General features: G+C 28.8%; 25 protein-coding genes, 2 tRNA genes and 1 rRNA gene. 15 read left to right on the plus strand and 13 right to left on the minus strand.

The genetic code is table 4. The annotated features are described in order from the left end of the window. Window positions 1–4: 4 nt before the first annotated feature. Together gyrB and Q349_RS01110 are read right to left on the minus strand one after the other, a co-directional pair. Window positions 5–1,954 (minus strand): DNA topoisomerase (ATP-hydrolyzing) subunit B, encoded by a 1,950-nt coding sequence (gene gyrB / locus Q349_RS01105; protein ID WP_036464054.1) that lies wholly within the window; start codon window positions 1,952–1,954, stop codon window positions 5–7. A gap of 67 nt (window positions 1,955–2,021) precedes the next feature. After that, window positions 2,022–2,654 (minus strand): hypothetical protein, encoded by a 633-nt coding sequence (locus tag Q349_RS01110; RefSeq protein ID WP_051616725.1) that lies wholly within the window; start codon window positions 2,652–2,654, stop codon window positions 2,022–2,024. A 42-nt stretch (window positions 2,655–2,696) separates the two neighbouring features. Here Q349_RS01110 and coaBC point away from each other — a divergent pair, with 42 nt between their 5' ends. Together coaBC and Q349_RS01120 are read left to right on the plus strand one after the other, a co-directional pair. Further along, window positions 2,697–3,827, plus strand: coding sequence for a bifunctional phosphopantothenoylcysteine decarboxylase/phosphopantothenate--cysteine ligase CoaBC (coaBC, locus tag Q349_RS01115; RefSeq protein ID WP_036464056.1), 1,131 nt, complete (start codon window positions 2,697–2,699; stop codon window positions 3,825–3,827). After that, the gene (locus Q349_RS01120) at window positions 3,815–4,636 is read left to right on the plus strand and encodes a type III pantothenate kinase (protein ID WP_036464058.1); all 822 of its coding nucleotides are present in this window, start codon (window positions 3,815–3,817) and stop codon (window positions 4,634–4,636) included. The genes coaBC and Q349_RS01120 overlap by 13 nt, the downstream gene beginning before the upstream one ends. 19 nt (window positions 4,637–4,655) lie before the next feature. Here the strand turns inward: Q349_RS01120 and Q349_RS01125 are convergent, their stop codons facing one another. From Q349_RS01125 to pyrH, 3 genes are all read right to left on the minus strand, one after another. Beyond that, window positions 4,656–6,716 (minus strand): MYPU_1760 family metalloprotease, encoded by a 2,061-nt coding sequence (locus Q349_RS01125; RefSeq protein ID WP_036464062.1) that lies wholly within the window; start codon window positions 6,714–6,716, stop codon window positions 4,656–4,658. A 129-nt stretch (window positions 6,717–6,845) separates the two neighbouring features. Then, the gene (gene frr / locus Q349_RS01130; RefSeq protein WP_036464065.1) at window positions 6,846–7,397 is read right to left on the minus strand and encodes a ribosome recycling factor; all 552 of its coding nucleotides are present in this window, start codon (window positions 7,395–7,397) and stop codon (window positions 6,846–6,848) included. Next, entirely contained in the window at window positions 7,397–8,113 is a 717-nt protein-coding gene (gene pyrH / locus Q349_RS01135; protein ID WP_036464066.1) for a UMP kinase, read from the minus strand. Before pyrH ends, frr begins: the two co-directional genes overlap by 1 nt. Window positions 8,114–8,340: 227 nt before the next feature. Between pyrH and Q349_RS01140 the strand changes: the two genes are divergently transcribed. From Q349_RS01140 to Q349_RS01150, 3 genes are all read left to right on the plus strand, one after another. Next, window positions 8,341–9,240, plus strand: a complete 900-nt coding sequence (locus tag Q349_RS01140; RefSeq protein WP_036464067.1) for a Cof-type HAD-IIB family hydrolase — start codon at window positions 8,341–8,343, stop codon at window positions 9,238–9,240. Further along, window positions 9,240–9,941, plus strand: a complete 702-nt coding sequence (locus Q349_RS01145) for a ribonuclease HIII (RefSeq protein WP_036464068.1) — start codon at window positions 9,240–9,242, stop codon at window positions 9,939–9,941. The genes Q349_RS01140 and Q349_RS01145 overlap by 1 nt, the downstream gene beginning before the upstream one ends. A gap of 56 nt (window positions 9,942–9,997) precedes the next feature. Next, a tRNA-Thr gene (locus tag Q349_RS01150) sits at window positions 9,998–10,073 on the plus strand. A gap of 40 nt (window positions 10,074–10,113) precedes the next feature. Here Q349_RS01150 and pip read toward each other — a convergent pair. Together pip and serS are read right to left on the minus strand one after the other, a co-directional pair. Next, entirely contained in the window at window positions 10,114–11,022 is a 909-nt protein-coding gene (pip, locus tag Q349_RS01155; RefSeq protein WP_036464069.1) for a prolyl aminopeptidase, read from the minus strand. A gap of 36 nt (window positions 11,023–11,058) precedes the next feature. Further along, the gene (gene serS, locus Q349_RS01160; protein ID WP_036464072.1) at window positions 11,059–12,324 is read right to left on the minus strand and encodes a serine--tRNA ligase; all 1,266 of its coding nucleotides are present in this window, start codon (window positions 12,322–12,324) and stop codon (window positions 11,059–11,061) included. A 183-nt stretch (window positions 12,325–12,507) separates the two neighbouring features. Between serS and rpmH the strand changes: the two genes are divergently transcribed. The 3 genes from rpmH to yidC are packed head-to-tail and all read left to right on the plus strand — an operon-like array spanning window position 12,508 to window position 15,198. Then, window positions 12,508–12,654 carry a 50S ribosomal protein L34 gene (rpmH, locus tag Q349_RS01165; protein WP_036464075.1) on the plus strand — a complete coding sequence of 49 codons (147 nt, stop codon included), beginning with the start codon at window positions 12,508–12,510 and terminating at the stop codon, window positions 12,652–12,654. Between the two features lie 14 nt (window positions 12,655–12,668). Next, on the plus strand, window positions 12,669–13,007 hold the full coding sequence (gene rnpA / locus Q349_RS01170; protein WP_036464079.1) for a ribonuclease P protein component: 339 nt from the start codon (window positions 12,669–12,671) through the stop codon (window positions 13,005–13,007). After that, on the plus strand, window positions 12,985–15,198 hold the full coding sequence (gene yidC, locus Q349_RS01175; protein ID WP_036464082.1) for a membrane protein insertase YidC: 2,214 nt from the start codon (window positions 12,985–12,987) through the stop codon (window positions 15,196–15,198). Before rnpA ends, yidC begins: the two co-directional genes overlap by 23 nt. A gap of 55 nt (window positions 15,199–15,253) precedes the next feature. Here yidC and rrf read toward each other — a convergent pair. Further along, window positions 15,254–15,359: ribosomal RNA gene (gene rrf, locus Q349_RS01180) — 5S ribosomal RNA — on the minus strand. A gap of 123 nt (window positions 15,360–15,482) precedes the next feature. Between rrf and Q349_RS01185 the strand changes: the two genes are divergently transcribed. The 3 genes from Q349_RS01185 (at window position 15,483) to Q349_RS01195 (ending at window position 17,892) form a co-directional block, all read left to right on the plus strand. Continuing rightward, window positions 15,483–16,136: a DUF402 domain-containing protein gene (locus Q349_RS01185; protein WP_036464085.1), complete on the plus strand. Its 654-nt coding sequence runs from the start codon at window positions 15,483–15,485 to the stop codon at window positions 16,134–16,136. A 489-nt stretch (window positions 16,137–16,625) separates the two neighbouring features. Beyond that, on the plus strand, window positions 16,626–16,778 hold the full coding sequence (gene rpmG, locus Q349_RS01190) for a 50S ribosomal protein L33 (RefSeq protein ID WP_036464088.1): 153 nt from the start codon (window positions 16,626–16,628) through the stop codon (window positions 16,776–16,778). Between the two features lie 64 nt (window positions 16,779–16,842). Then, window positions 16,843–17,892: a M24 family metallopeptidase gene (locus Q349_RS01195; RefSeq protein ID WP_036464090.1), complete on the plus strand. Its 1,050-nt coding sequence runs from the start codon at window positions 16,843–16,845 to the stop codon at window positions 17,890–17,892. Between the two features lie 59 nt (window positions 17,893–17,951). Here Q349_RS01195 and Q349_RS01200 read toward each other — a convergent pair. The 3 genes from Q349_RS01200 to Q349_RS01210 form a co-directional block, all read right to left on the minus strand. Next, window positions 17,952–18,028: transfer RNA gene (locus tag Q349_RS01200), tRNA-Arg, on the minus strand. A gap of 113 nt (window positions 18,029–18,141) precedes the next feature. Then, window positions 18,142–18,957, minus strand: a complete 816-nt coding sequence (locus Q349_RS01205) for an alpha/beta hydrolase (protein ID WP_036464092.1) — start codon at window positions 18,955–18,957, stop codon at window positions 18,142–18,144. Continuing rightward, window positions 18,957–19,952, minus strand: a complete 996-nt coding sequence (locus Q349_RS01210) for a lipoate--protein ligase (protein WP_036464094.1) — start codon at window positions 19,950–19,952, stop codon at window positions 18,957–18,959. The genes Q349_RS01205 and Q349_RS01210 overlap by 1 nt, the downstream gene beginning before the upstream one ends. A gap of 93 nt (window positions 19,953–20,045) precedes the next feature. Here Q349_RS01210 and dnaJ point away from each other — a divergent pair, with 93 nt between their 5' ends. Continuing rightward, a complete protein-coding gene (gene dnaJ / locus Q349_RS01215) occupies window positions 20,046–21,149 on the plus strand; it encodes a molecular chaperone DnaJ (RefSeq protein ID WP_036464096.1) in 1,104 nt (367 codons plus the stop codon). A 77-nt stretch (window positions 21,150–21,226) separates the two neighbouring features. Here dnaJ and Q349_RS01220 read toward each other — a convergent pair whose 3' ends face one another. Continuing rightward, window positions 21,227–21,802, minus strand: a complete 576-nt coding sequence (locus Q349_RS01220) for an AAA family ATPase (RefSeq protein ID WP_036464098.1) — start codon at window positions 21,800–21,802, stop codon at window positions 21,227–21,229. Between the two features lie 431 nt (window positions 21,803–22,233). On the opposite strand from Q349_RS01220, the gene Q349_RS01225 reads away from it, so the two are divergent. From Q349_RS01225 to Q349_RS01235, 3 genes are read left to right on the plus strand one after another with little or no spacing between them, the layout of a single operon-like run. Next, the gene (locus Q349_RS01225) at window positions 22,234–23,778 is read left to right on the plus strand and encodes an ATP-binding cassette domain-containing protein (RefSeq protein WP_036464101.1); all 1,545 of its coding nucleotides are present in this window, start codon (window positions 22,234–22,236) and stop codon (window positions 23,776–23,778) included. Between the two features lie 46 nt (window positions 23,779–23,824). Then, window positions 23,825–24,562 carry a triose-phosphate isomerase gene (gene tpiA, locus Q349_RS01230; protein WP_036464103.1) on the plus strand — a complete coding sequence of 246 codons (738 nt, stop codon included), beginning with the start codon at window positions 23,825–23,827 and terminating at the stop codon, window positions 24,560–24,562. 45 nt (window positions 24,563–24,607) lie between these two features. Next, window positions 24,608–25,618, plus strand: a complete 1,011-nt coding sequence (locus Q349_RS01235) for a hypothetical protein (protein WP_036464106.1) — start codon at window positions 24,608–24,610, stop codon at window positions 25,616–25,618. A gap of 11 nt (window positions 25,619–25,629) precedes the next feature. On the opposite strand, the gene Q349_RS03365 is transcribed toward Q349_RS01235, so the two are convergent. Next, a complete protein-coding gene (locus tag Q349_RS03365) occupies window positions 25,630–26,430 on the minus strand; it encodes a hypothetical protein (protein WP_156932511.1) in 801 nt (266 codons plus the stop codon). Window positions 26,431–26,450: the final 20 nt, after the last annotated feature.

The following is a 26,450-nucleotide window of genomic DNA, read 5'->3' on the forward strand; positions in this document are numbered from 1 at the left end:
CATCTTATAAATCAATATTTTTTACATATTTAGCATTTTGTTCAATAAAGTTTCTTCTTGGTTCAACTAATTCACCCATTAAGGTAGTAAAGGCCATATCGGCTTTGTATGCGTCTTCAATTTGAACTTGTAACATTTTTCTATTATCAGGATTCATGGTTGTTTCTCAAAGTTGTTCTGGATCCATTTCTCCAAGACCTTTGTATCTTTGGATAGTAATTTTTGAATTTGGATTGAAAGTAGCCAAGATAGACTCTTTCTGAGCATCATTATATGCATATTGAACATTTTTGCCCTGTTGTAATTTGTATAAAGGAGGTTGAGCGATATATACAAATCCATATTCTATAAGTTGTCTAAAGTAACGGTAAAAGAATGTTAAAAGTAATGTTCTAATGTGTGCACCATCTACGTCCGCGTCGGTCATAATTACAATTTTATGATATCTTAATTTATTGATATTAAAAGTATCTCCTAAACCAGTACCTAGAGCGGTTATTAAAGACATAATTTCTTCATTTTCAAGAACTTTTTCTTGGCGAGCCTTCTCAACGTTAATTACTTTTCCTCTAAGCGGTAAAATAGCTTGCGTGTTTCGATCGCGTCCCATTTTAGCTGATCCACCAGCTGAGTTACCCTCGACAATATAAAGTTCGCTGATTTCGGCGTTTTTAGATGAACAATCACTTAATTTTCCTGGCAATCCACCGTTATCAAAAGCACTTTTACGTCTAGCGTTATCTCTAGCGGCATTTGAAGCTAAACGACCTTTTCTAGCTAATGAAGCGTTTTCGATAATCTTTTTAGCAACATCAGGGTTTTCAATAAGTAATCTTTCAAGCACTTCTGAAAAGATATGATTAACTGCTGGCCTTGCGTCTTTTGAACCTAATTTAGCTTTAGTTTGACCTTCGAATTGAGGATCTGGGTGTTTAATGGAAATAATAGCTGTAAGTCCTTCAATTAAGTCTTCACGAGCAAATTTTTCGTTATTGGTTTTAATAAAACCTTTTTCGATTCCGTAATTATTAATTAAACGAATTAAAGCATCATAAAATCCCGAAACATGAGTACCTCCCTCATGAGTTGAGATATTATTGGTATATGAAATAATGTTGCTTCTGTAAAAATCAGAAAGATATTGGCAAGCAACTTCTACTCCAATAGAAAATTCATTTCCGTTTTCATCTACATGAGTAACATAATTTCCTGAAGCAAAAATAATATCTTTATTAATCGGTGTATATCCTTCGTTAATTTCACGTACGTAGTCAACAATTCCATTATCATATTGAAATTCTTGATATGTATTGTCTCTTAAATCTGTTACCGAAACAAATAATCCTTTATTCAAGTGAGCAATTTGTTTAGCGTGGTCAATAATAAGTTCTTTGTCAAAAGGTATATTGTCCATAACGGTGTAATCTGGATGGAATTGTATTTTTGTTCCTGTTTCGCCTTCTTTGACTTCGCCGATAACTTGTGTTGATTGTATGGTTTTACCACCGTTGGCAAATTCGGCAAAGTAAAGCTTACCATCACGCTTAACTCACGCTTTCATGTTATCACTTAAAGCATTAACAACACTGGCTCCAACCCCATGAAGACCACCTGAAACCTTGTAAGCATTTGACTCGAACTTACCACCGGCATTTAGTTTGGTAAGGACAACTTCAAGAGCGGAAATCCCAAATCTTTCATGAATTCCTACAGGAATCCCACGTCCATTATCTTCAACAATAATATTTTCATCTTGAGTAATGGTGATATCTATTCTATCAGCAAAGCCGGCCATAGCTTCATCAACAGAGTTGTCAACAATCTCTCAAATCATGTGATGCAAACCAGCTTTTGCGGTAGTTCCAATATACATTCCTGGACGTTTTCTAACGTGTTCTAAGCCTTCTAAAAACTTAATATTGCTAGCATCATAAGTGTGTTTTTTTGTTTCCATTTTTGCTCCCTCAATAATTATTTAAAATTATACCAAATTTTTACTTGTTTCTATTACATAGAAACAACTACCAGCGGTTATTAAAATATCAATTCTTGCGTTTGTTTTTAGCAATTCTGATGAGAAAAGTCGCAAAAACACCGCTTAAAAGTCCTAAGAAAATAAGCTCTAGTAGTGCATTTACTCAAATTAATGCTAATCAAAATTCAATACTTCCAATAGCATCTAATCTAAAAAGAGCTTTGTGAATAAAAATTACAACAGTGACTAAAAAAGTGTTAGTAGCTGCAGTTAGAATGCCTACAAAAACAAAAACTAGTGTTTTTATTCAGAAACGAAAAAGATTAGAATTTTTTCTAAATTTTTTAAAAACAAGTGTTTCAGCAATTTTTACATAAATAAAAACTAAAACACCTAATATTAATCTTGGTAAAATAGCAATATCAGGATAAGAAAATAAAATTCGACCAAAAGCTAAAGCACTTAAAAAAGAAGCCATTCCAAGCATTATTCCACCAAAAAAGGAACCTCAAAAACCTAAATGAGCAGCAGAAATAATTAATATGAAAGTTACTAAGTTAATTGCAATTGGACCAATTTGAATCAATCCGATATTGGTAAAACTTAGTAATAAAATAAGGGCAAAATAAAAAGATAAGTAAACAAGTTTTGTAATGATTATCTTGTTTGAATATGGCATAGTAGTAAAATTATAATACTTAATTAATTGAAGGTAAAAAAGATGAATCTTTTAGTTTTAGTAACTGGCAGTATAGCCGCAATAAAATCGCACTTATTAGTAAAGAAGTTAATTGAACAAAAACATACAGTCAAAGTAGCTTTTACCGAAGCGGGTAAGGAATTTGTGTCGCTTAAGGATTTTACAAATTATTACGACAATACTTGATATAAAAATAAAAAATCGGATCATATTGATCTTTTTAAGTGAGCCGACCGAATAATTGTATATCCTGCAACATATAATACTATCAATAAAGTAGCTAACGGTATCAACGATAATTTTGTAACTAATTTACTTAGTATTGGCGGTTTTAATAAATGAATTGTGTGTCCGGCGATGAACACTAAAATGTATGCAAATCCAATTTTGCAGGAAAACATAATTAAATTAAAAAAACTAGGAGTTACTTTTTTAGGTCCAGATGCAGGAATGCTTTATGATGGAGACAATGGAATAGGAAGAGTTGTTGAACCTGATTTTGTTGTTGATTTTTTAAGTTGCAAACCCAAAAAGAAAGTTCTTATTACTTTTGGATTTACAAAAGTTTATCTTGATCCAGTGCGAACAGTTAGTGTTTTCTCAAGTGGAAAATCGGGTTTAGCTTTAATTCAAGAACTAGCCAAAAGCTTTGATGTTACGGTAATAAACGGAAACTTGGAACATCTAAATACTTACATTCCATTGCAAGTTAAAGTCATTAATGTTAAACTTGTTGATGAATATTTCAAAGCGGTTCAGGATAATATTAAAAAACATGATATCTATATTTCTCTTGCAGCAGTTAGTGATCTTATTTTTGAGAAGCAAAAACAAAAAATTAAAAAGAATGAAGATATAAAATTTAATTTTCATCAAGGGGTTGATGTATTAAAATGAGTTTCAGATAATTATCCAAACAAAATTAAAATAGGATATGCGCTTGAAAGTTCTAACTTAATAGAAAACGGAAGATCAAAATTTAATAATAAAAAATTAGACCTTCTAGTTGTTAATAATTCATTGACTTTAGGGTCAAATACTTCAACAGGATTTTTTATAACAAAAGAAAATGAAGAAGCTTTTAAAGACCTAGATAAAACAAAATTGGCTCAAATTATTTGTCAGAAAATTGAGGAAATATGCAAGAAATAGCTGTATTTGATATCGGCAATACAAATATTAAATTATCAGCTTATAAAGTCAAAACTTTAGAAGAATATCAAATCATTCTTTCAACAACAGTTGTAGGTCCTACGGAAAAATTATTGACAGATCCTGATTTAATTAGAGAAAAAATTAAAGAAATTATTGGAGATAAATTATTAAATAATTTTGTTTTTTTAGTGGGCTCATCAATTCATTCTTTAAGTGTTATTTTATCTGACATACTAAAAGAATTGCAAGTAGCTTATAAAATTATTGATCATGATTATAATTTTAAAATTAGTTCTTCCAAAAGAGAAAAAAAACATATTGGACTAGATATTTTAGGATACTCTAATTATGTTGGCTCGTTAGCAAAAACAACGTTAGCAATTATGTTAGGCACTGCTTGCGTATCGCTTTTTATTGATGAAAATGAGATACAAAGTGCATCTATTATGCCCGGAATTTCTTTATCTTTTGAGGCTCTTTTACAGCGTTTAAGCAAGTCAAAGTCAGGAAATCAAAATTGAAAATATCAAATTATGCAAAGCTTAGAATATGGTTATAGTACATCTAGTGCATTAAATTTTGGCTATACTAATATGATTTTAGGAATCATATTAGGTTCTTATTTTGCACTAAAAAATGAAGATAGAAAAAAAATCCAAACTATTTATCTTTCGGGCATGGATATTCAAAACTTCGAAATTATTTTGAGTTTATTTAAGAAAGCAACTGATTCTAAGGTAGAAATAATTTATGATGCCAATTTAATTACACTAGGGTATTTAAAAGCGTATTTAGAGACAAAATAAAAGTAGCTTGTTGCTACTTTTATTTATTTTGAAATTCAATTATTGGTGCTGTTTGATTTCCTTGCGAATCATAATCTAAATTAACATAAAGACGAGATAATCATGAAGTATTTATTCCATCTGCAGAACGAAGATTAGTAACTAATCGATCAGAATAAACACTTGGAAAAACTTTTGTATCAATTTCATTATCTTCGGCAATACCATTTTGATTTAAATCTTTTCAAAAATAAATTTTACTATCTTGATTAATTTCTACAAAGTCTTCTGATATGTATGGAATGAAATTGGTTTGAGGGTAAATTCGAGTTTGAGCTTGTATTTCTCTTTGATCTTCATCAAGTAAAAATGCCCCCGTATCGTGAGTTTGTTTTCCAAAAAAGTTAAAAGTATCCATATATTTAAATTTAGTTGTTGTTTTATGGTTTTTCTTATCAATTAGTACAAATCCAGTATATGTTTTTGAAGGAAGATAACCAGAAAATTTAATTTTATTTAAGTCTGCATCTTCGGTTTTTATTTCATTGTGTAACTTATTGTCATCGCTAATTTGGTCATTTCATTTTCAAGTTACTTTGGGGTAAATTTGAGCAATTGCCTTTCCGTAACCCATATTATTTAAAAATAATTGGTAAAACGATCTAGCGTTATTTTTTAATAATTGAGTTTGTTGGCCGTTTTGGTCATTAAAATGAATTTGACCACCAAAAATATTATTTGGCATTACAAGATGATTTTTTTGAAATAAGTTTTCATTTTGTATGATTTCTTGTAAATTTAATTGATAAACCTTAGCTCAATCATCGCTTTGAGAAAACAAATGCATTTTAGTGTTATATCTTTGATCTCTTTCGATGCTTCCGTATCAATTAAGTAAAAAATCACCGTCTTGTAAAGTATAAAGAGGAGAACCTAGTTGTAGGTAATTTTCATAAGCATATTTAGTATATTCACGAGGAATTAACTCGGTTAATGAATATAAATATTGCAATCTTTGTCCATTAACGACTCAATTTGCATCTTTTATATAACTAAAATATCAATTTTTAAGGTTCTCTTCATTATTTAAGTATTTTATGTCTCATTTATTTGAACCTAACAATGATCCGGTAACTTCTTCATCGGTATTGGCTAATTTTCAAACTGAGTTTAAACTTAATCAATTGCTAAGAATTTTTTTATTAAACAATTCATCGTTAGAAGAAGTAAGTGTTTTTCTTTGAGTATTAAAATGTAGCAATTGTTTAAATCTTGTTGCGAAATCATAATTTCAAAGCTGTTCGCTAGAAAATTCTTTTTCTTCGGCTAATCCTGCATAGAGGATTTTTAAGGATTTTTGAGAGTCTTTTTTGGATATCAAGCCACTTTTAGTGGCGATTTCTGCATATGAATTACTTCAGTGGTGCATATATTCGTGGAAAATAGTAGGCATGATTTGCGATAAAATTCCATAAAGTGAAACCCCATGTTCTAAAAGTCTTTGTCCATTAACATAGATGTTGCGATTGGCTGGCAAGTATAATCCTGAGGCCTCAGAGGGAATTACATAAAAATCATTAATATTAATAGCCTCTAGATCAAAAACTTCAGGGCCAAAAGGAACTTTTCTTTTAAATTCTTGGGCTAATTTAACTAAAGCATTATTCCCTAACATATATCGATTGATGCCGTTAGAATCTTTAATATATGAGTATTCTCTAAAAATAATATTAGTGTAAGGATCGATGAATTCTAATTTGTATCTTCCGTATTCATCAACAGATTCAGTGACATTTTCAAATTCTTCGACTTTATTATTAATATGAGAGAAGGCACCGTTTAAATCAGAAGTAACAACCTGCATGTCATATTTTTGCAATGGGATAATTTTATGCGGAGAGACTTCTGGGTCGTTAAAATCTTTATATTCTCTTAACTCTAAAGTTTTAGGATCGAAAGCTCCTAATTTATCATTTTTAGTAGTATTTGGGGTTGTAGTAAGCAATTGAGTTAGTTTAAAGGAACCATAGGCTATAACTCCCAAAATACCTGCAGATACAACAGATAAACCTGCGATCGTAAGTGCTTTTCATTTTTTCATTTTAATTATTTCTTTCTTGATTAAATTATATATTTTATAAATATTTTAAATTCAAATAAAATGACAGTATTTTTTTGTTTTTTAGCAAAGCTAAGAAAAAGAGAAAAGAAAAAAGCAAGTGTTACTTGCTTAAACTTTTAAAATATCAGCTTCTTTATCTTTGGTCATTTGGTCAATTTTAGTAATTTGATTATCAATAAATTTTTGCACTTGGTCTAAATAATTTTTCTGCACGTCTTCAGAAAGTTCTTCATCATTTTTAATTTGTTTATTGATGTCTTGACGAGCATTTCTAACACCAACTTTAGCTTGCTCTGTAAATTTAGCTATGCTTTTGACTAATTCTTTTTTACGTTGTGTAGTAAGTTGAGGAAAGTTTAATCTCACTTGGTGCCCTTCATCTACTGGGGTTACCCCTAAATTAGCATTTAAAAGAGCTTTATTGATTTCTTTGACTGATGTAACATCATAAGGTTTAATTAATAATTGTTGTGGTTCAGGAACTGAAATATTGGCTAATTCTTCAAGCATAGTTGGAGAACCATAATATTCAACTTTGATTCCTTTTACAAGTTGCGGGTTTGCTCTACCTGTTGAAATTTTTGATAATTCAAAACGATAGTGATTAATTGCTTTTTCACATTTCTCTTCTAATTCAAGTAAGTATAATCCAATTTCCATTATCTAGTTACCTCTGTGTGTGTAATTTGGTTTTTAAGTACTTTAACAATTGAGTCTTTTTCGAGTAAATTAAAAACTATTAAGTTAATATTGTTGTCTCTAGCCATACTTGTGGCAGTTAAGTCCATGACTTGAAGTTTTTTCTCTAAAATTTCATCATAGGTTATTTTATCAAAGTGTTTAGCATTAGGGTTTTTTCTAGGGTCGCTATCGTAGATACCATCAACACGATTTTTACCCATTAAAATTACTTTAGCACCAATTTCTGATGCATATAATGTAGCAGCTGTGTCGGTTGTAAAGTAAGGGCGTCCTGTTCCACCAACGAAGATAACCACTTCTCCATCTTCAAGGTATTTGATCGCCTTTTCATTAACATAGTATTCTACCACTCTTGAGTCCATACTAATTGAACTTACCACTCTTGATTTTAGTCCAATTTTTTCAAAACCGCTTCTTAAAGCTAGTCCATTCATAACAGTTGCTAGCATTCCGATGTAATCGGCATTATTTCTTGGAATACCGTTTTTTTCAGCGGAAGCCCCTCTTCAGAAGTTTCCTCCGCCAATTACGATTGAAATTTCAACCCCCATCTGGTTAATTTCTTTTAATTGCCTAGCAACATTTTCAACTAACTCAGGGTCAATAGCAAGGTTTTTTTCTTTATTTGCGAAACCTTCACCAGAAAGTTTTATTAAGATTCTTTTATATTTCATTTAATCTCCAAAAACTTATTTTTAAGTCACGATAATTATAATTAATATTTTTTTATTTTGTAATTTTAAACTTAAAAAGTTTCTTATTTTAGAATTTTTAGGTCAATTCAATGTTGCTAATTATATTAAGAAAACTAGGGTTCAAGTTATGGAAACGTTTTCCAATATACATTGCTTATTGAGTAAAAATGGTATAATTCTTTAACTACTAAAGAGAAAGGATAGATATGGAAAAACCAAGATATTTATTCGCCATCGATTTAGATGGAACTACCTTACGTTCAAGTGCTACAGGCGAAATTCATGATGCTACGGTTAATGCAATTAAAAGAGCAACAAACGAAGGACATATTGTTTGTATTTTAACAGGTAGACCTTGAAGAAGTACAAAGTTTATTTATCAAGAACTTGGTCTTAATACTGTTGTGGGAAATTATAATGGGGCTCATATTCATCACCCTAGCGATGAGAGTTTTATTCCCTATGTTAAATATATCAACCTTAATGAAGCTCTTTACATTTTAGGTGATGAAAAAGTTCAAAAAGAAGTTACCAATATTGCTATTGAAGGACCAGATTGAGTTCAACTTCAGCACAGAGATGAAGAGCTTGAGAAAGTTTTTGGATTTAAAACTACTTCAAAACTTAAAATTGGACTTGATTTTCACAAATTACCTTTAATGCCAACAGGTGTGATTTTTGATGTTAAGCAAACCACTGATGTTGAAGCACTTAGAAGATATCTTAAAGCTCGTTTTGGTGATTTAGCCGAATTTTCATATTGATCAAAAGGAGAAGGTCTTACTCCGGTATTTGATATGACTAACATTACTGCTAACAAAGGAAAAGCTTTAAGTATGCTTATTAGATATTACGATGTTGATGTAGAACATACAATTGCAATTGGTGATGGATTCAATGATGTACCTATGTTTAAAGTCGCAAATGTTTCTGTTGCAATGGGAAATGCTACAAAAGATGTTAAAAAATATGCAACTGTCAAAATTCAAAAGACCAACAAAGAAGGCGGAGTTGGGTACTACATTAATAAATTTTTAGATAATCCAGAAGCTGAAATTAACAAAAGTAATGACCGTAAAGTTAAAAGAGATGAAATAACAGAATAATGCAATACCTTGAATTTAGTGATCAAATCAACTTAGAAAACCAAAAGGTAATCGGTATTGATGAAACAGGAGTCGGAGACTATTTTACACCTTTAATATCTTGTGCTTTTTATCTTCCTAACCATTTAAAAGATTGAGCGTTAAGCATTGGAGTTAAGGACTCAAAAAAATTAACCGATAAAAAAGTTATTGAAATTGGACAAAAATTAAAAGCTAATCGTGATGTTCGTTTTTCTGTGTATCGACTTAAGCAATCAACTTACAATGAAATGAGCAAAAATTATAATGCTCATGAACTCAAATTTTTTACTCATAATGGGGCGCTTAATAATTTATTAAAACACGAAGAGAATACTGATTTTACGTTATTAATTGACAAATACACAACAACGAATTCAATTTTAAAATATGATCAAAAAATTTTGCAATGAAACAATTGAGCAAATTTTAAAAATTTTAATTTTAATACTTATTTAGCTCATAAAGCCGAATCAATTCATCTTTCGGTAGCTTGTGCATCAATTATGGCACGTTATGAGTTAATTCATTTTATGCAAGCCCAATGTCGCACTTGGAATTTTCTTTTTCCGTTAGGTAGCTCAAAAAAAACTCAAGAAAAAGTTTTGGAATTCGAACAAAGATTTGGGATAGAAGCCCTTAATCAAGTGTGCAAAACAAGCTTTAAAAAAACAAAAGGATAAATGTTTGTAATTATGGTATAATTGTGAAGCGAAAATATTGCTCGCAATTATAAAATGCCGTCATAGCTCAGCAGGCAGAGCACATCCATGGTAAGGATGGGGTCGCTGGTTCAAGTCCAGTTGTCGGCACCATTTCAGAAATGACCAAAAAATTCACCATTACGGTGAATTTTTATTTTATTTTACTAATTTCTTCTTTTAAATGTAAAAGAAGATTATGTTCCCACATGCTATGACCGGCACCATCTACTAAAATTAATTTTGAATTTTTAAGACCTTTATTAAGTAATCATGCACCAATTGGTCTTGTATCAACATCTTGGCGTCCATGTACGATTGTTGTGGGGATATCTTCAATTTTTTCTAAGTTATTAAGAATGTAATTATCCTCTAGTAAAAAACACTTATTAACAAAATAGTAACTTTCCATTAAAGATATTTGTTTATCTAATAAAGGATTTCTTTGTGAATTTTTAAATGCTTTAATTGAAACTAGAGAATCTTCTCAAGTTGCAAATATTTCAAAAGCTTTTGTTTTGTTAGGGTTACTTGAAGTGAATAAATTAAAGTACTTTTGGATATTAGTGCTACCTGGATAAGAAGTAATGAAATTATTAAAAGTTTCAAAGTAGTCAGGATAAAAATCTGAAGCTCCTCCTTTTTCATATAAATAATCAATATCTTCTTGTCGTCCTAAAAAGACACCACGAAGAAGTAAACTTTGCACCTCTTCTGGGTATTTTATTGCAAAGCAAAGTGCAAGGGTTGTTCCTCAACTTCCGCCAAAGAGATTAATTTTACCTAGATTTAATTGTTTTTTAATATTAAGAATATCTTCAACTAGTAACTGGGTGTTGTTGTCTTTTAATTCTCCAAAAGGTGTGCTTTGATTGGTTCCTCTTTGGTCAATTAAGACTACAAATTGAGTATCTAAATCAAATAATTGTCAAATTTTATCTGAGAATCCGCCCCCTGGCCCACCATGAATAACAAATATAGGAGCACCTTTTTGGTTTCCACAATATTGGTAATGAACCACGTGAATTGATTCGGTTTTTCAATATCCATGTTTTATTTTCATTGTTTTATCCTAAAAAAGAAAATCCCAAAAGCGGGATTATTTAATGATTTCGCAGCCCATGTAAGGAATAAGGACTTTTGGAATACTAATTGAACCATCTTCATTTTGATAAATTTCAAGTAATGCAGCCACAACACGGTCAATAGCTAAGCCAGAACCATTCATGGTATGTGCATATTGGCTCTTACCTTGCTCATCTTTATATCTAATCATTGCTCTACGAGCCTGAAAGTCACCCATATAACTAATTGATGAAACTTCTCGATATCTTTCTTCACTTGGTAATCAAAGTTCAAGGTCAATGGTTTTTCTTGAACCAAATCCCATATCACCTGTACATAAAAGCAACTCACGATAAGGGATTTCTAATTTTTCTAAGACATCTTTAGCATCATCTAACATTAAGTTATATTCTTTGAGTGCGTCTTCTTGAGTTGTTACTTTTACCAATTCAACTTTTTTAAATTGGTGTTGTCTTAAAATTCCTTTTGTATCTTTTCCTGAACTTCCAGCTTCGCTTCTAAAACATTCTGTATAAGCTGTGGCACGATAAGGGATGCTTAAATCTATTAATTCATTATTGTAGTAATTAGTTAAGGTAACTTCGGCAGTAGGAATTAAGTAAAAATCATCAGTAGTAAGTTTAAATAGGTCTTCTTCGAATTTAGGTAATTGCCCAGTTCCGTAAAGAATATTTGATTTTACTAAAATAGGAGTAGTAAATTCTTGGTATCCTTTTGTCGCGTGTAAATCAAGCATAAAAGAAATTAAAGCACGAGTTAATTTAGCACCAAGACCTTTGTAAATTACAAAACGCGATCCTGATAATTTAACTGCTCTTTCAATATCAAGAATGTTTAGTTTTTTAGCAATTTCATAGTGAGGAATAACACCTTTTACCAATCCTCTACCTAAATTAGGTTTTTCTTTTAACACTACATTTTCATCTTCGTCTTTTCCATAAGGAACTTCATCAAGAGGAAGGTTAGGAATCGTGTTTCCAAGGGCGTAGATTTGTTCATTAAGCTCATTGGCTTGTTCATTTAACGAAGACTCTTCTTTTTTAATAATTTCAATTTGAGATTTTAATTCTTGGAGAGCCTGCGGATCGTTTTTTAATTGACCAAATTTTTTTGAAAGTTGTGTTAATTCGGCTTTTTTATTTTGTGCTTGTGACATTAATGTTCCACGTTGAGAAGCTAACTCATAATATTTATCGAAAATAGATAAGTCAAAGCCTCTAGATTGCAATTTTTCACGGACTAAATCGTGATTTTTAAGTACATATTTTAGATCTAACATATTACCTCTTTTATTGTAATTATGATTATACACTTTTTTAAACTTTATGTTTTCTAATGAAACTAAAACGACTAATTATAGCGAAAAACTAGCTTAAAAACATAGGTTTTTAATGTCTTGTTTTTTTAATGTTTTGCTATAATTTTAATAAACTTTATACATAAACCGAAAAAAGGAGGAATTATGAGCAAAAGAACATACCAACCAAATAAACGTAAACACGCTAAAGTTCACGGTTTTAGAGCAAGAATGAAAACTGCAAATGGTAGAAAAGTATTAGCTAGAAGAAGAGCTAAAGGTAGAAAATATTTAACAGTTTCTGATAAATAATTTTTAAATTAATAATGAAAAAAATAAATCGACTTACAAAAAATTGAGAATTCAATGAGGTAATTGCAAGTAAAAATCAAGTTGTTAATAAATTTTTAATTGTATATTATCAACCAAGCAATTCTCTAAAAGTTGGTTTAACTGTTCCGAAAAAATTCGCTAACGCAGTTAAAAGAAATTATTACAAACGTCAACTAAGAGCGATTTTGCAAATTTGCAAAATCCAAAGTTTAAATTTTAAAATGGTAATAATCGTGCGTAAAGAATTTATCGAGACAGATTATGCTACAAAAAAGCAAGCCATTATCAATTTATTTGAAAAGTTTAAAAATGAAAAGATCAAATCACTTTAATTTATTTACAAAGGATGATAAATCAAAAAGTAAAGAAGCAAGTGTGCAAAACAAAAGATCTAAGCACTTCAATTACTTTACTAAGGATAATGACCCAGAAGAAAAACGTAAAACAAATTTTAAAAAATTTTGAAAATGACTTAGAGCGTCATTTTACGTTCTTATTGGTGGAATTACCTTAACAGGTTGCGTCCAAACTTTTACCGTTAAAACTTCAAGTAACACTGGTACCGGGGTTGAGTTTACCTCAAGTCGTGAATTGGTTTCTCCAAAAGTCATAGCGCTTGGGGTATCAGAAGAATCAACAGGTGTTAAAGTTAATGAAGATAACGACAATAGTGAAACTATTAATATTAAAACCTACAAAGTTAATACCAATATCAACCCAGTTATTGAAAACACAGAAGATTTAGCAACATTAAGAAAACAACTTAATGGAGATAATAATTCACTAGGATATTTTCAACAAGATAATAGCCAAACAGTTGCTATTTCTAAACTTGTTGACGCTAACGATCGTGGGCAAAATTTAATTGGTAAAGATGAAGGTACTTTATTAGCAGGATCAGTATTTTACGATAGCAATAATGCTTATAGAAAATACAACCCTTATGTTGCTAAAAACAAATTCACCGATATTTTCTTAATTAATGGTGGATTGAAATACTTAACACAAGTTGAGGTTACTGATTCAAAAACCAAAGAAACCCACAAGGAATTTAGATATACAACTGACCCAAATGATTCAAATATTCAAAAAGATGAAAATGGGAATTTAAAAGTTGTTTGAGTTGATCCAATTGCCAAAATTAAAAATTATCAAAATTTAAGCTTAGAAGAATGAAATGCAGCTGATGTAAATGATAAAGCCTTTAGAGCAAAGGAAAGAAAATTACACATCCAAATGTTCAACCGTGATGTACTTCAAGAGTACTACAATTTTTCATTTATTACTAACGGAGAGGCAATCAAAGCTAAATTAAATGGCTTAGAACCTTCTGAATTCTTAAAATCTAAGTTTGATTCAATTTCAAAAGAAGCTAAAGATAATGCCATTGAACAAGATATTAAAAATTCACCATCTCAAACAACTTTATTTACACTTACATTAGCACAAGCACAATTATTAAATAAATACAACCAAATGGTAACTGATTGATTAAAAACTATTGGAGGATTTACTTATGTTGCTGCTGATACAGAAAATATTCCTGCACCAGATGCTAATGCAAGTGAAGAAGAAAAAGAAGAACACAAAAATAATTTAGCAGCTAAAAACAGAGAAGAAAACTTTAATTTCGATAATAATTTTGAAATTTATAAAGCTGATGATACTCCAGGTACCTTAGCATTCTGAGGAGCTGATCCAAACTTATTAAACATTTCAACATGAGGTGAAGCTTGAAAATATGGTCCATTTTATGGTTTATTTGTTTATCCAGTTTCGTGAGCAACCCAAGGGATTACTAAAGGTATCGGATATTTAAATGGTTGAGGTGCTATTTTAGTTATCTTCTTAATTACATTTATTATTCGTGCACTTGTCTTTGGACTTACCTTTAATTCCACAGCTAAACAAACACTTCAAGAAGAATTGAAGAGTAAACGTGCATCTATTGAAGCTAAGTATGTTGGTTTTGAGCAAAACAAAGCTATGAAAGCTCGAAAAGCTCAAGAAATGCAACAACTTCACAAAAAATATAATATCAGTCCTTTAGATCAATTAGCAACCTTGCTTGTAACGATGCCTATTTTCATTACGATGTGAAGGGTTATTCAAGCAATTCCAGCAATTAAATCCACAACCTTATTCGGAGTTATTAACTTCGCATCACAATCAACGAGCAAAATCTCTTCTGATATTTCAACAAACTGACCTTATTTAATTTTAGTTATTATTGCTATTTTAATTCAAGGTCTTTCAATGCTTCTTCCTTCAATGCTTAATAGAAAGCGTTTTAAAGAAAGAACATCAATTGCTGAACAAAATGCACTTAAAAAACAAGAGCGTACTCAAAGAATTATGATGATTGTCTTTACAGTTATTGTTATCTTCTTTGGGGCCGGAGTTCAAGTTTATTGAATTATCACGGGATTATTCACAATTGTTCAAACATTAATTATGCATCGTCTTAAACGAACACAATGGTTCAAAGAAAAATACTCACTTAAAGCGATGTTAAGAAAATAAAAAAAATTCACCCTTATGGTGAATTTTTTATTGGCGCCTGAAAAAAGGCATAAAAAAACAGCGGCTCCCTATTTTCACATTTCTGCTATCGTCGGCACTAAAGGGCTTAACTACTGAGTTCGGAATGGATTCAGGTGATCCCCTTTGCTATAACCACTGATTAAATAATATCATATAAAATCAAAACACCAAGAAAAAAATTAAATTTTTTTTGAAAAATATAATTTGCTATACTTTTAAAGCATTTATTTAATAATTAAATATAAATAATATAGAAAGACGTTATGGAATGAAACTTTAAAAATTTAAAGGTTGGGCAAATGGTTAATGTCCAAGCTTATAAATTTAATGGTTTTTTATATCGTCAATGAAATTCGGCTAAAGTAGTTTTTAATAACTCGCGCCATATTGTGTTATTTTTATGCGGAACAAAAGTTAGTGAATATGATAAAGGAGTTAATCGTTGAAAATACACTGAAAATGCTCTTTGATTTATTCCGAAGAACTCTTATTTTAATGCCATTATCTTATTAAAAAATAACACTGGTATTTATCACTATATAAATATTGCTTCAAAACCGATTTTTGAAGACGAGACCATTAAATTTATTGATTATGATTTAGATGTTAAATGTTATCCAGAGAAAGACTTACAAATTGTTGACCGTGATGAGTTTTCTCGAAACATGATTCATATGAATTATCCAGAAAAATTAAAAACAATTGTTTTTGAAGAACTCAGAAATATTATTTCGCTTTATACTGATTATAAATATTTCTTTAATCCCTCTGTTTTGAATTATTATTTAGAGATTCTAAAAAAAGACCTCTTAATTACTAATGATTTTTATAATGATTTTGTATCAAAGAATGTGCAAAAATATAATGAGGAATTTGACATGTTTAGTAGTAGTAAATTTCAAGAAAGAAAAAAATAATTTTTATTTTGAGAAATTTTTTTTGTAATATAATCATTTCTGTAAAGGTATTATATTTTCTTAAAAAACGAAAAAATATAATAAACTTTATAAAAGTTAATATACTAAGGAGTGTCTAATGACCAAAGAATGTTGTGCAGTAAGCTGCACATGTTGTAAAGCGGACACCTGTGCTTCAATGTCATGTCAATCATGTGTTGAAAAACAAGAGTCAACTAAATGCTGTTAATGTGTAAACTATACATATAAAATTAAGAAAATAGTATATCTTTTACAACCATTATCCGAAAGGATAATGGTTTTTTGTTTTTGCTTTCTATTAAATGAATTAAATCTTGCTTAATTTGAATTAAACAAATTTGAAAAGGTTCATATACCATAAAATAAATATTTAAAAATACAATTTTTATAATATAATAACAAAGCAAAGATATTATTAGGTTTTTTAACTTAAAAAATATAACAAACTTGATTTAATAAGGAGTACTTATGGCTAGAGAAGGTTATACATTAGCATGTACAGAATGCAAAATGGAAAACTATATTTCAAAGAAAAATAAAAAAACTCACCCTGAAAAAGTTGAGTTAGCAAAATACTGTGCAAAATGCGTAAAGCACACCAACCACAAAGAAAAGAAATAATATCTTTTAAGTATTACCTATTTTTGGGTAATACTTATTTTAATTTAGTTATAAAGGAGCAATTATGGATCGTAAAAGATTAGATCTATTATTCAAAAATACCAAAGTAGATGCATTAATTTCAGAAGCGCCTCAAACTCGTTTGTGATATGCTAATGTACAAACTAGTGATGGTCTTATTGTTATTGAAAAAGACAAGGCTACCCTTTTTGTTGATGGAAGATACATTGAATATGCTAAAGCTAAAGCCAAAAATGTTGAAATCATTTTAATGCAAGGTGATGCTGTTCAACAATGATTTAATAAACGTAAATTAAATAAAATCGCACTTGAAAAGAATTATCTAGTTAAAGATTGAGAAAATCGTATTCTTAAATTAACTAACTTAAGCTCAAATGATGTAACTTGAATTGATGGACAAGAATTAAGAATTGTCAAATCACCAGAAGAAGTGCAAAAAATGCAAGAAGTTATTAATATTTCACTTAAAGCTTATGATGAATTCATTCAATGAGTAAAACCTGGTATTACCGAAAAAGAAGCAGCAGCTAAACTTAACTATTTACTTAAAATGCATGGTGCTGACAAAGAAGGTTTTGACGAAATTATTGCCTCAGCAGCTAATTCAGCTGAACCTCACCACCACCCAACTGATAAAGTTATCGAAGATAATTCTCTTCTAAAAGTTGATTTTGGTGCTTTGTATCAAGGTTATACAGCAGATATTACTAGAACTAGTGTTATTGGTGATAGAAGCAAAGTTAATCCTGAACTTTTAAAGATTTTACAAATAGTAGAAGAAGCAGCTAAAAAAGGAAGAGATTTTGTTAAACCAGGAATTAAAGCTTCAGAAGTTGACAAAGTTTGTCGTGATTACATTATTGAAAAAGGTTACGGTGACAAATTTGTGCATGGAACTGGGCACGGACTTGGAATTGATGTGCATGAATTGCCATATGTATCATCAAGAGGTGACTTTGTTCTTGAACCAGGAATGATCATTACTGTTGAACCAGGAATTTACATTGAAGGATTAGGTGGCGCAAGAATTGAGGATGATGTTCTTGTAACTGAAGAAGGAAGAATTATATTGTCTCGTCCTGAGGAAAATTAAAAAAATACCAAATTTTTGGTATTTTTTAATAAAAATAATTGAAAAAAAGCATAAAAAAATGGCGATCACGACAGGATTCGAACCTGTGACAACAAGCTTAGAAGGCTTGTGCTCTATCCAGCTGAGCTACGCGACCACATTCATAACTAATTTTACATGATTTTTCAAAAAATGCAAAAAAATTTTTGGAATTTCGAAGCTTTTTATAACAAAAAACCAATACTAAAGAATAATAGTATTGGTTTTTTGTTACTTAATTTCGCTTACCATTCTTTGAAGTTCTTCAAAGACAATTTCTTTTGATTCGAAAATAAATGCGTGTCCTTTTTGCGGAATGATATTAGCCTTTATATTATATTTTTGCGATACTTTTTCAATTCCTAAAGGAGAAACGTAGTTATCGTTTTGTCCGCTTAAAATATTTACATTAGAAGCGTTTTGATATAGTTTAGCAATTGTATTTTGTAAAAACGATTTATTAGTGATTTGTTCATTGACCATTCTTTTAAATCTTTTTTGATAATATTTAAAAGAACTGGCTCTTTTTTGACAAAATCAATTAGCTACTGATTTTGTTTTTTCGGTAATTTCTGAGAATAAATTTATATACGATTGTATACATTCTTCAATATTATTTGGTAATAATCAAAAATTTAAGTTTCTAGCGTTATCTTGATCATTTAAAAATTCATTAATTGGAGCAATTAACAAAGTTTTTTTGATTTTAGAATTTTCATTAACAGATAAGGCTGAATATGCACCAAGAGAATGGGAAACAACAATAATATTTTTCTCTTCAGTTAAAACTTGTTTAAGAAAATCGTTTGTAGTTTGTTTATATTGTTCAAGCATAATATCATCTTTGCTAGAACTAGAGCCGCAACCAGGAAAATCAAAGCCGGCAAATCTAAAATTCCGGTTTTGTGAATCAATTTGATAAATATGTGCAAAAGTTTTATATGTATCACTAAAACCATGCAAAAATAAAACCAAAGGTTTATTTTTATCTTCAGATTCATAGTAATATGCAATTTCAAAATTATTTGAATCAATAAAGTGTGACATTAGCTAGGGAAAAATAAACTAAGAATTTCTTCTTTGGAAATTCCACCAAAATACATATCTAAATCAATTTGCTCTAAAACCTTTGCTACTGATTCTCTGGTAAAACTTAACCCTTTAAAAAGTTGGTAAATATTAGAATCATTAAGTTCTTTTTTAGCAAGAAAATCACCTTCAAAATAAACTTCAGTAAATTTATCTTTTTCAACATTGGCTTTAATTTTTAAAATTCCATTAGGAAATTTAGCAGCATTTTCAAATGAGAATTTAGGATTTTTACCATAAATTCATTCATCTGTTTTACGAAATGCTATTAAATTATCTAAATTTTTTTCAATTTTGTATCTTTCAACGGGAATTTCTTCAATTTGTCCATGATCATTTTGCACAAAATATTCTACTAATTTATTGATAAATTCATTAGTTGACAAACTATAATTTAATTCTTTTGCTATGTTAGTAACTCTTTGTCTTGCTGATTGAATACCTTTTGATTCGATTTTAAGTTTAGATGGATTTAATGCATTTGATAACTTTGTTAAATCAACATCAAAAAGTAATGTACCATGAGAAACAATTCGGTTACCTTTAATATATTGTGCATTTCCACTAATTTTAGCACCATTACATAAAAGGTCATTTCTTCCCTTAAATTCGGCTTTTAATCCTAGCGAATTTAAATAGTCAATAATAGGTGCTAAAAATCTTTCGTAACCACCTTTGTGATCATAATCAGTAATAAAAGAAAAATTAATGTTACCTAAATCATGATAAACAGCTCCTCCACCACTTAAACGGCGAGCTAATTCAATTTTGTTTTCTTCAACATAATCACGTTTAATTTCTTCGTGAGCATTTTGATTTCTTCCAATAATTACGGCATTATCGTGTTGATAAAGATATAAAATATCTCCTTTAATTTGTTCATCTTGAGCCATTAATTCTTCGATGCTCAAGTTATAATAAGGACTTGTTTTATGGCTGATAAAAATTTTCATATAAAAAGTATATCTTTTTTATAAAAATTTAGTTTAATAAAATTTAGCAAACAATATTTCTTTTTGCTAAAATGTGTTAAAATTAATATAATTATGGCAAATAAAAGAGATTATTATGAAGTTTTAGGTGTTTCTAAAACAGCAACCGAAAAAGAAATTAAAAGTGCATACAGAAAAATGGCGATGAAATATCACCCCGATCGCTATAAAGAAAAAGATGCTGAAGCAAAAATGCAAGAAATTAATGAAGCATATGAAGTGCTTTCTGATTCACAAAAACGTCAAATGTACGATCAATATGGTCATGAAGGAGCAAATGCACAAAATCAAGGATTTTCAGGATTCAGTGGTTTTGGAGGCTTTGAAGATATTTTTGGTGATATTTTTGGCGGTTTTACTGGACGCAGAAATAATTCTGATAGAACAACAAAAGGAGAAGATAAACAAGTTTATTTAGATATTAGTTTTATTGAATCTTATAATGGATTAGTTCTTCATAAAAAATTCCCTAAATATGAAAATTGTTTATTCTGTAATGGAACTGGTGCAGATAGTAATGGAGGAACTGAAACTTGTTCAACATGTCATGGTTCTGGACATATTAGTAGAACAATTAATACAATTTTTGGCCAACAAATTTCTAATACAATTTGCTCAACATGTCATGGTTCTGGAAAAGTTATTATTAAGAAATGTTCAAATTGTAAAGGGGATGGACATAATAAAGTTGAAAAAGAAATTAAAATTAATGTTCCAGCAGGAATTCAAGATGGTGCTATGTTAAGAACGGTTGGTTATGGATATCCAGGTACAAATGGGGGCCCTGCAGGTGATTTATATTTTGTAATTAGAATCAAGCCACATCGTTTTTTTAGAAGAATTGGTAATGATTTATTTTTAGATTTACCAATTTCATTTATTGATATAATGCTTGAAAAAGTAATTGAAGTTCCAACCCCAAATAGTAATCAAAAAATTAAACTTAAAAAGAGTTATCAAAACGGCCAAATAATAAAAATTTCAGGTCTTGGTTTCCCTTATGGAAAAGGAACTCATAGAGGGGATTTAAAGATTAATTTACAAATTATTATTCCTGATTTATCTAATAAAGATAAAAAAGAACTACTTAATCTTTTAACAACATTAGAAGATAAAACTAATAAAGATTTTGTCAATTTAGTCAATAAAACAAAATAAAATAAAGTTCTGTTTTATCAACTAATAATTTTTTAATAAAAAATAAAAACACTTAGGAGTTTTATCCCTAAGTGTTTTTATAATTTGGCTTCTATTTCTTTAATTTTGGCAAGCAAATTATTCAGATTATCATTATTATTGACTATGTGTGTAGCAACATCCTTTACTAAATGAGCATTGTGTTTTTGTTTAAAGTTTTCTTTTTGTTCAAATGTTTTTTGCATTTCTTCAAAAGATATTTGTTGATTTTTCTTTATTTTATTAAATTCACGAGCAATTCTTTTTTCTTTATCGGCTTCTAAGTAAAGACAAAAAGTTTTAGGGTGTAATTTTTGAATTTGTATAAATAAATCACTTCTATATAAAGATTCTAAAACAATATTTTTACTTTTTGAAAGCGCATAAATAATTTTTAAGAAATTAGAGTAAGTGTCTTTTTGAGAATGTAAGTAAATAAGCAGATCATTAAATTCTTCTTTAGATGTTTTTTCGCTTATTGGAAAACCAAGATTTTCTAGTAGAACTTTTTCAATTTGGATAATTTTTATCCTTTTGTAGTTTAATTCCTTCTCTAAAAACATTCCAACAGTGGATTTGCCTGACTCGCTCATTCCTGCTAAAAAAATAATTTTTATATCATTAAGATTCTTCATGTGCTTTATTATTGTCTTTCTTTTTTAAAGAATATCTAATATGGTTATTCATTTAAGCATTTTATTTTCTTAAATTGACCATAAATTTAATGTCTTGATATTATTAATAAATTTGTAGGTTGATAAATCAAAAATCCTAAGAATTCATTTTTATTAATTTATGGTCAAGATTCTATATAAACTAAAAGAGGGTTTAAAATAATTTTTGAAATGGTTTCCTAAAATTTAGCTAATAAATTTGATTGTTTGGAATTATTTATTGTATTATATTGAAATTTTAATATAATTAAATATTAAAGTTTTATAGATTTGATTTTATTATCAATGGGTTTTTATTGCTTAAATAGAGTATAAAACGTTAGGAAATGAATCTTTATTTATATTCTAGTTATTTTTAAATAAAAGCTTATTTTTAATAAAAAAGGAAATTCATGAAGTTTTTATGAAATAAGCAAACTGCTTTTAATTTAAAAAGCAAAAAGTACTTAGTACTATATTCAATTTTAATTTTTCTTTCAGCAATTTTATTATATCTTCCCACTCTATTTTTGAACAAAACTGAAGTTTCTGAAAATTCTTTTTTGTTAATATTGATGTTTTTTATAGGTTATTTAGCGGCAAAAACATTAATTAGCTTCTTTTCAATGTTTGTAGGTGAATTTACAAAAAATAAAATAGAAAGAGAATTAAGAGAAACATTGTTTAATAAGTTTCTAGCACAAAATATAGAAGATATTAGAGGTAAGGATTTTAATCACATTTCAATTGAAGTAACTAAAATTAGTAGTTATTTTTCTTCTTCTCTTGTAAATGTTGTTCAAAGCGTTGTTTTTTGTTTATCGGCCTTTTCTTATGCATATATCTATATGGGTTTGCAAAATATTTGATTATTTGTCTTTTCGTTTTCTGTAACAATTATTTGAGTTGCCTTTTCATTTATTATGAAGCCAATATTTATGAGGAATCAGAAAAATTTACTAGAAAACGAATCGCGTTTTCAATCCACAATTTCAAAATATATAAAAAATATTGAAGTAGCAAGCAAATTAGGAAAAGAATTATTTATATTTGAAAACGTTAATAAGGAGAATAAAAAATTTTATAACTTAAGTAGAAAAGTTTCTTATTGAAAAGCTATAAACCATATGTCTACATCAATATTATTTTCTGTTAGTCAAATAGGTTTAATCTTGTTGAGTTACATTATAATTAGTCAATCAAATAGCTTAGATTTTTCTAACTTTCCTTCAATTATATATATTTCCGGATTACTATCTGTACCGATGGTAAGAATAGAAAAGCTTTTTACCGATAAAATTGAACTTTCTGCATCATATAACAAAATTCTTAGCTATTTTGATGCTTTTTCTGTTAAACAAATAAATAAAAGAAGTATTTCTCATATAGATACAATTAAAATCTCAAATTTTCAATTTAATAATTTTGGTCTAAATTTGAAAATTGATTCTTTTAATATAGAAAAAGGTGATTTGGTCAAAATTGCTGGTAAATCAGGAACTGGGAAAAGCACTTTTATCAAGCTATTATTAAGCGATTCTAAAAAATATATTGGCAATATTTATGTCAACAAAAAATACCCAATAAATGAGGTGAATATTAATATTTCTTATATTAGTCAAAACTTTTCTCTCTTTCCGTTAAGTTTGTTGAAAAACATAACTTTATCAAATAGTATAGATCAGCAAACGATAAAAAAAGTTGAGCAAATATTGCTTCAAGTTGGACTTGGAGATAAAATCAAAAATATTAATGATAATATTGATAATTATTCAAACGGAGAATTAAAAAGAGTCGAAATTGCAAGAGCTATATATTTTGATTCTCCTATAATAATTTTTGATGAGGCTTTTACTGGAATTGATAATGAAAACAAAGATAGCAAAAATTATAAAAGAGCAATTTTCTGAAAAAATATTCTTTTTTATAACACATGATGAAAATTTAAAAATTTATAATAAAGTAATACAATTTAATAAATAATTCTAATTTAAAGGAGAAATAATGAAAAAAACTGTTATTATCGGAAACTGAAAGATGAATAAAACTTTTAGTGAAACCAAAGAATTTTTAAAGGAGTTTACTCAAGAATACAAGAATAAACTTGATTTAATTGCAAACGAAAATATTGATTTTGGTATTGCTGCTCCTTTTGTTGATCTTGCTGCATTTCAAGGAAGAGAAATCGTTGAACTTAAAGTTGCAGCTCAAGATGTATCAGTTCATGAAAAAGGAGCTTATACCGGAGAAGTAGCAGCTAATATGTTAACAGATTTAGGAGTGCATTATGTTGTTCTTGGTCACTCAGAAAGAAGAGCATACCATGGTGAGACTAATGAACTTGTTAATGAAAAAGCTAAAACAGCACTTGCTCATGGTTTAGTGCCTGTTGTATGCGTTGGAGAAACATTAGAAGAATATGAACAAGGAAGAACTAAGGAAGTAGTTAAAAAACAAGTTTTAGCTTCATTAAAAGATCTTGATTTAACAAGAGTTGTTTTAGCTTATGAGCCAATTTGAGCTATTGGAACTGGAAAAGTAGCTACACCTGAAATTGCACAAGAAGTATGTGAATTTATTCGTTCAATTACTAGCGAAGATTTAGTAATTCAATATGGTGGAAGTGTATCACCAGCAAACATTGCTGAACTTTCATCACAAAAAGATATTAATGGATTTTTAGTGGGAGGAGCTTCACTTACAGCTGAAAGCTTCGTAAAGCTTCTTACATTAGGTAAATAATTCATTGCTCTATTAATTTCATTTAATTTTTATCGATCACGAGATATGAAAAAAAGAGATATCTTAATTGATTTTGAATCAATTAATGGAAAAGATTATCAAAACCTTTTATTAGGATTACCTAATACTAAAATTCCATTTGCCTTCACAATTATATGTGAACCACTTAATTCAGATATTGTTAAACTTGATAAAATTACCAAAACATTCGTGATTGATTTTAAGAAAATATATAAAAAAACCGAAAAAGATATTTATTTATATGTGAAAAATAAGATTTTAGAAAACCTAAGTCAATTGGGGATTTCTAGAACAATCAACCCTAAAAAATTACATTTTATTGGGTATAATCCAGAACTTGAAAGAGAGTTCTTAAGCAAGATGTTCCCTGAAAGCAAAGTTTCAAACTTATTGGGATTAAAAAACATTGAATTAAAGCAAAAAGATGCCTTTGATAAAATTAAATCACCTCATAAGTATCAAGTGCCTCGTTTATTTGAAAATTATCAAAAACTAACTAAAAAGAATCGATTTGCTAATCTTGATATTGAACAAAAACAAGGATATTTAGCTGAATTGCTTGGAGTTGTTTTATTTGCTTTACAAACTCAACAATTTGATGTTATCAAAAAACTAGGCTTAAATATTAATGAGCTCAATAAAAAAATGATTATTGAGGATCTTTATCAATACAATCGTCATGATGTTCTTTCCTTATGAGTGCTAAAAGAGGAACAAACCCAGTTAATTTCTATTTTAATTGATGAAACTAGACAAAGAACTAAAAATGAAATGTTAATAAAAATGAATAAACTTAAAAAAGAATTAAAAAAAGAGTGTCAATGTAATCTTGAAGATGAAAAATCAAAAGCGCTTGCTCAACAATATGATGAAGCTATTAATCAAATTAAAGAGCAAGAACATTTTTTTCACAAACACAAAAATTTAAAAAATAAATTTCAAGAGCTAATAACTTTGTTAAATTATCAAAAAAACAAGGAAATACATAGTCACAAAAACTTTAAAAAAACAAGTAATAAAAATACATCACAATAAGTGATGTATTTTTATTTTTTTGAGCCTAGCATAAGTCTAAGAACCAAAACAGCAAGGCTTGCATAATTATTAAACAAAATAATCCCGTTTTTAAAAGCTATTTTAAAGACATCCAATTTAGATTCTCCCATAAGCAAGTTAGCATCTGCAATTGTATAGTATCAAGAAAATAGCGTTGAAATACTTATCATAATCATAGAAATAACAGTGTAAATAATGTTTGTGCTTTCGCTTAAACCAAAACCAAAAATCATCACTAGTAAGAAAGCGATATTAATGGTAAATAAAATTAAAAATAAGTATCACATTTTATTTAAATCAATTAAATTAAAAGCTACTAAAAAGTATGTAAGGCCCATAATTGCCGAAGGGATTAAAAAAGCTAAGATTATAGATATACTTGATAAATTGTATTCTTCATGTGCAAACGCAAGTAAAAAACCCGCTACTCAAGACAAAAATAATATGTTAGAACTTAAAAAAATAACCGAAACACCAAAATTATTTTTGAATCTAACTAAATTATTAATTATGTTCATAATGATATAAAAGATAAAAAAGAAAGAACCAAGAGAAAGCAAAAATATAGCCATTGTATTATTATAAATATACACAGTTCTCATTTGTGTTCCATAAAGTTCTACATCTTGTCACATATAAGAGAGACCATGCGCAAAAGATCATGCTAAAAGCACAAAAAGAATAAATGAACCAATAAATGTTATTCCTACAGATGCAAAATAAAAATTCCGAGTTTTGCGATTTTCCTGAGCAAAGAAATCTGTATTTTTCCGTTTAAAAAGACTTCACATAATAAGGTAATTATATCAAT

This window comes from Mycoplasmopsis sturni DSM 22021 (assembly GCF_000701485.1).
Lineage (GTDB): Bacteria > Bacillota_I > Bacilli_A > Mycoplasmatales > Metamycoplasmataceae > Mycoplasmopsis > Mycoplasmopsis sturni.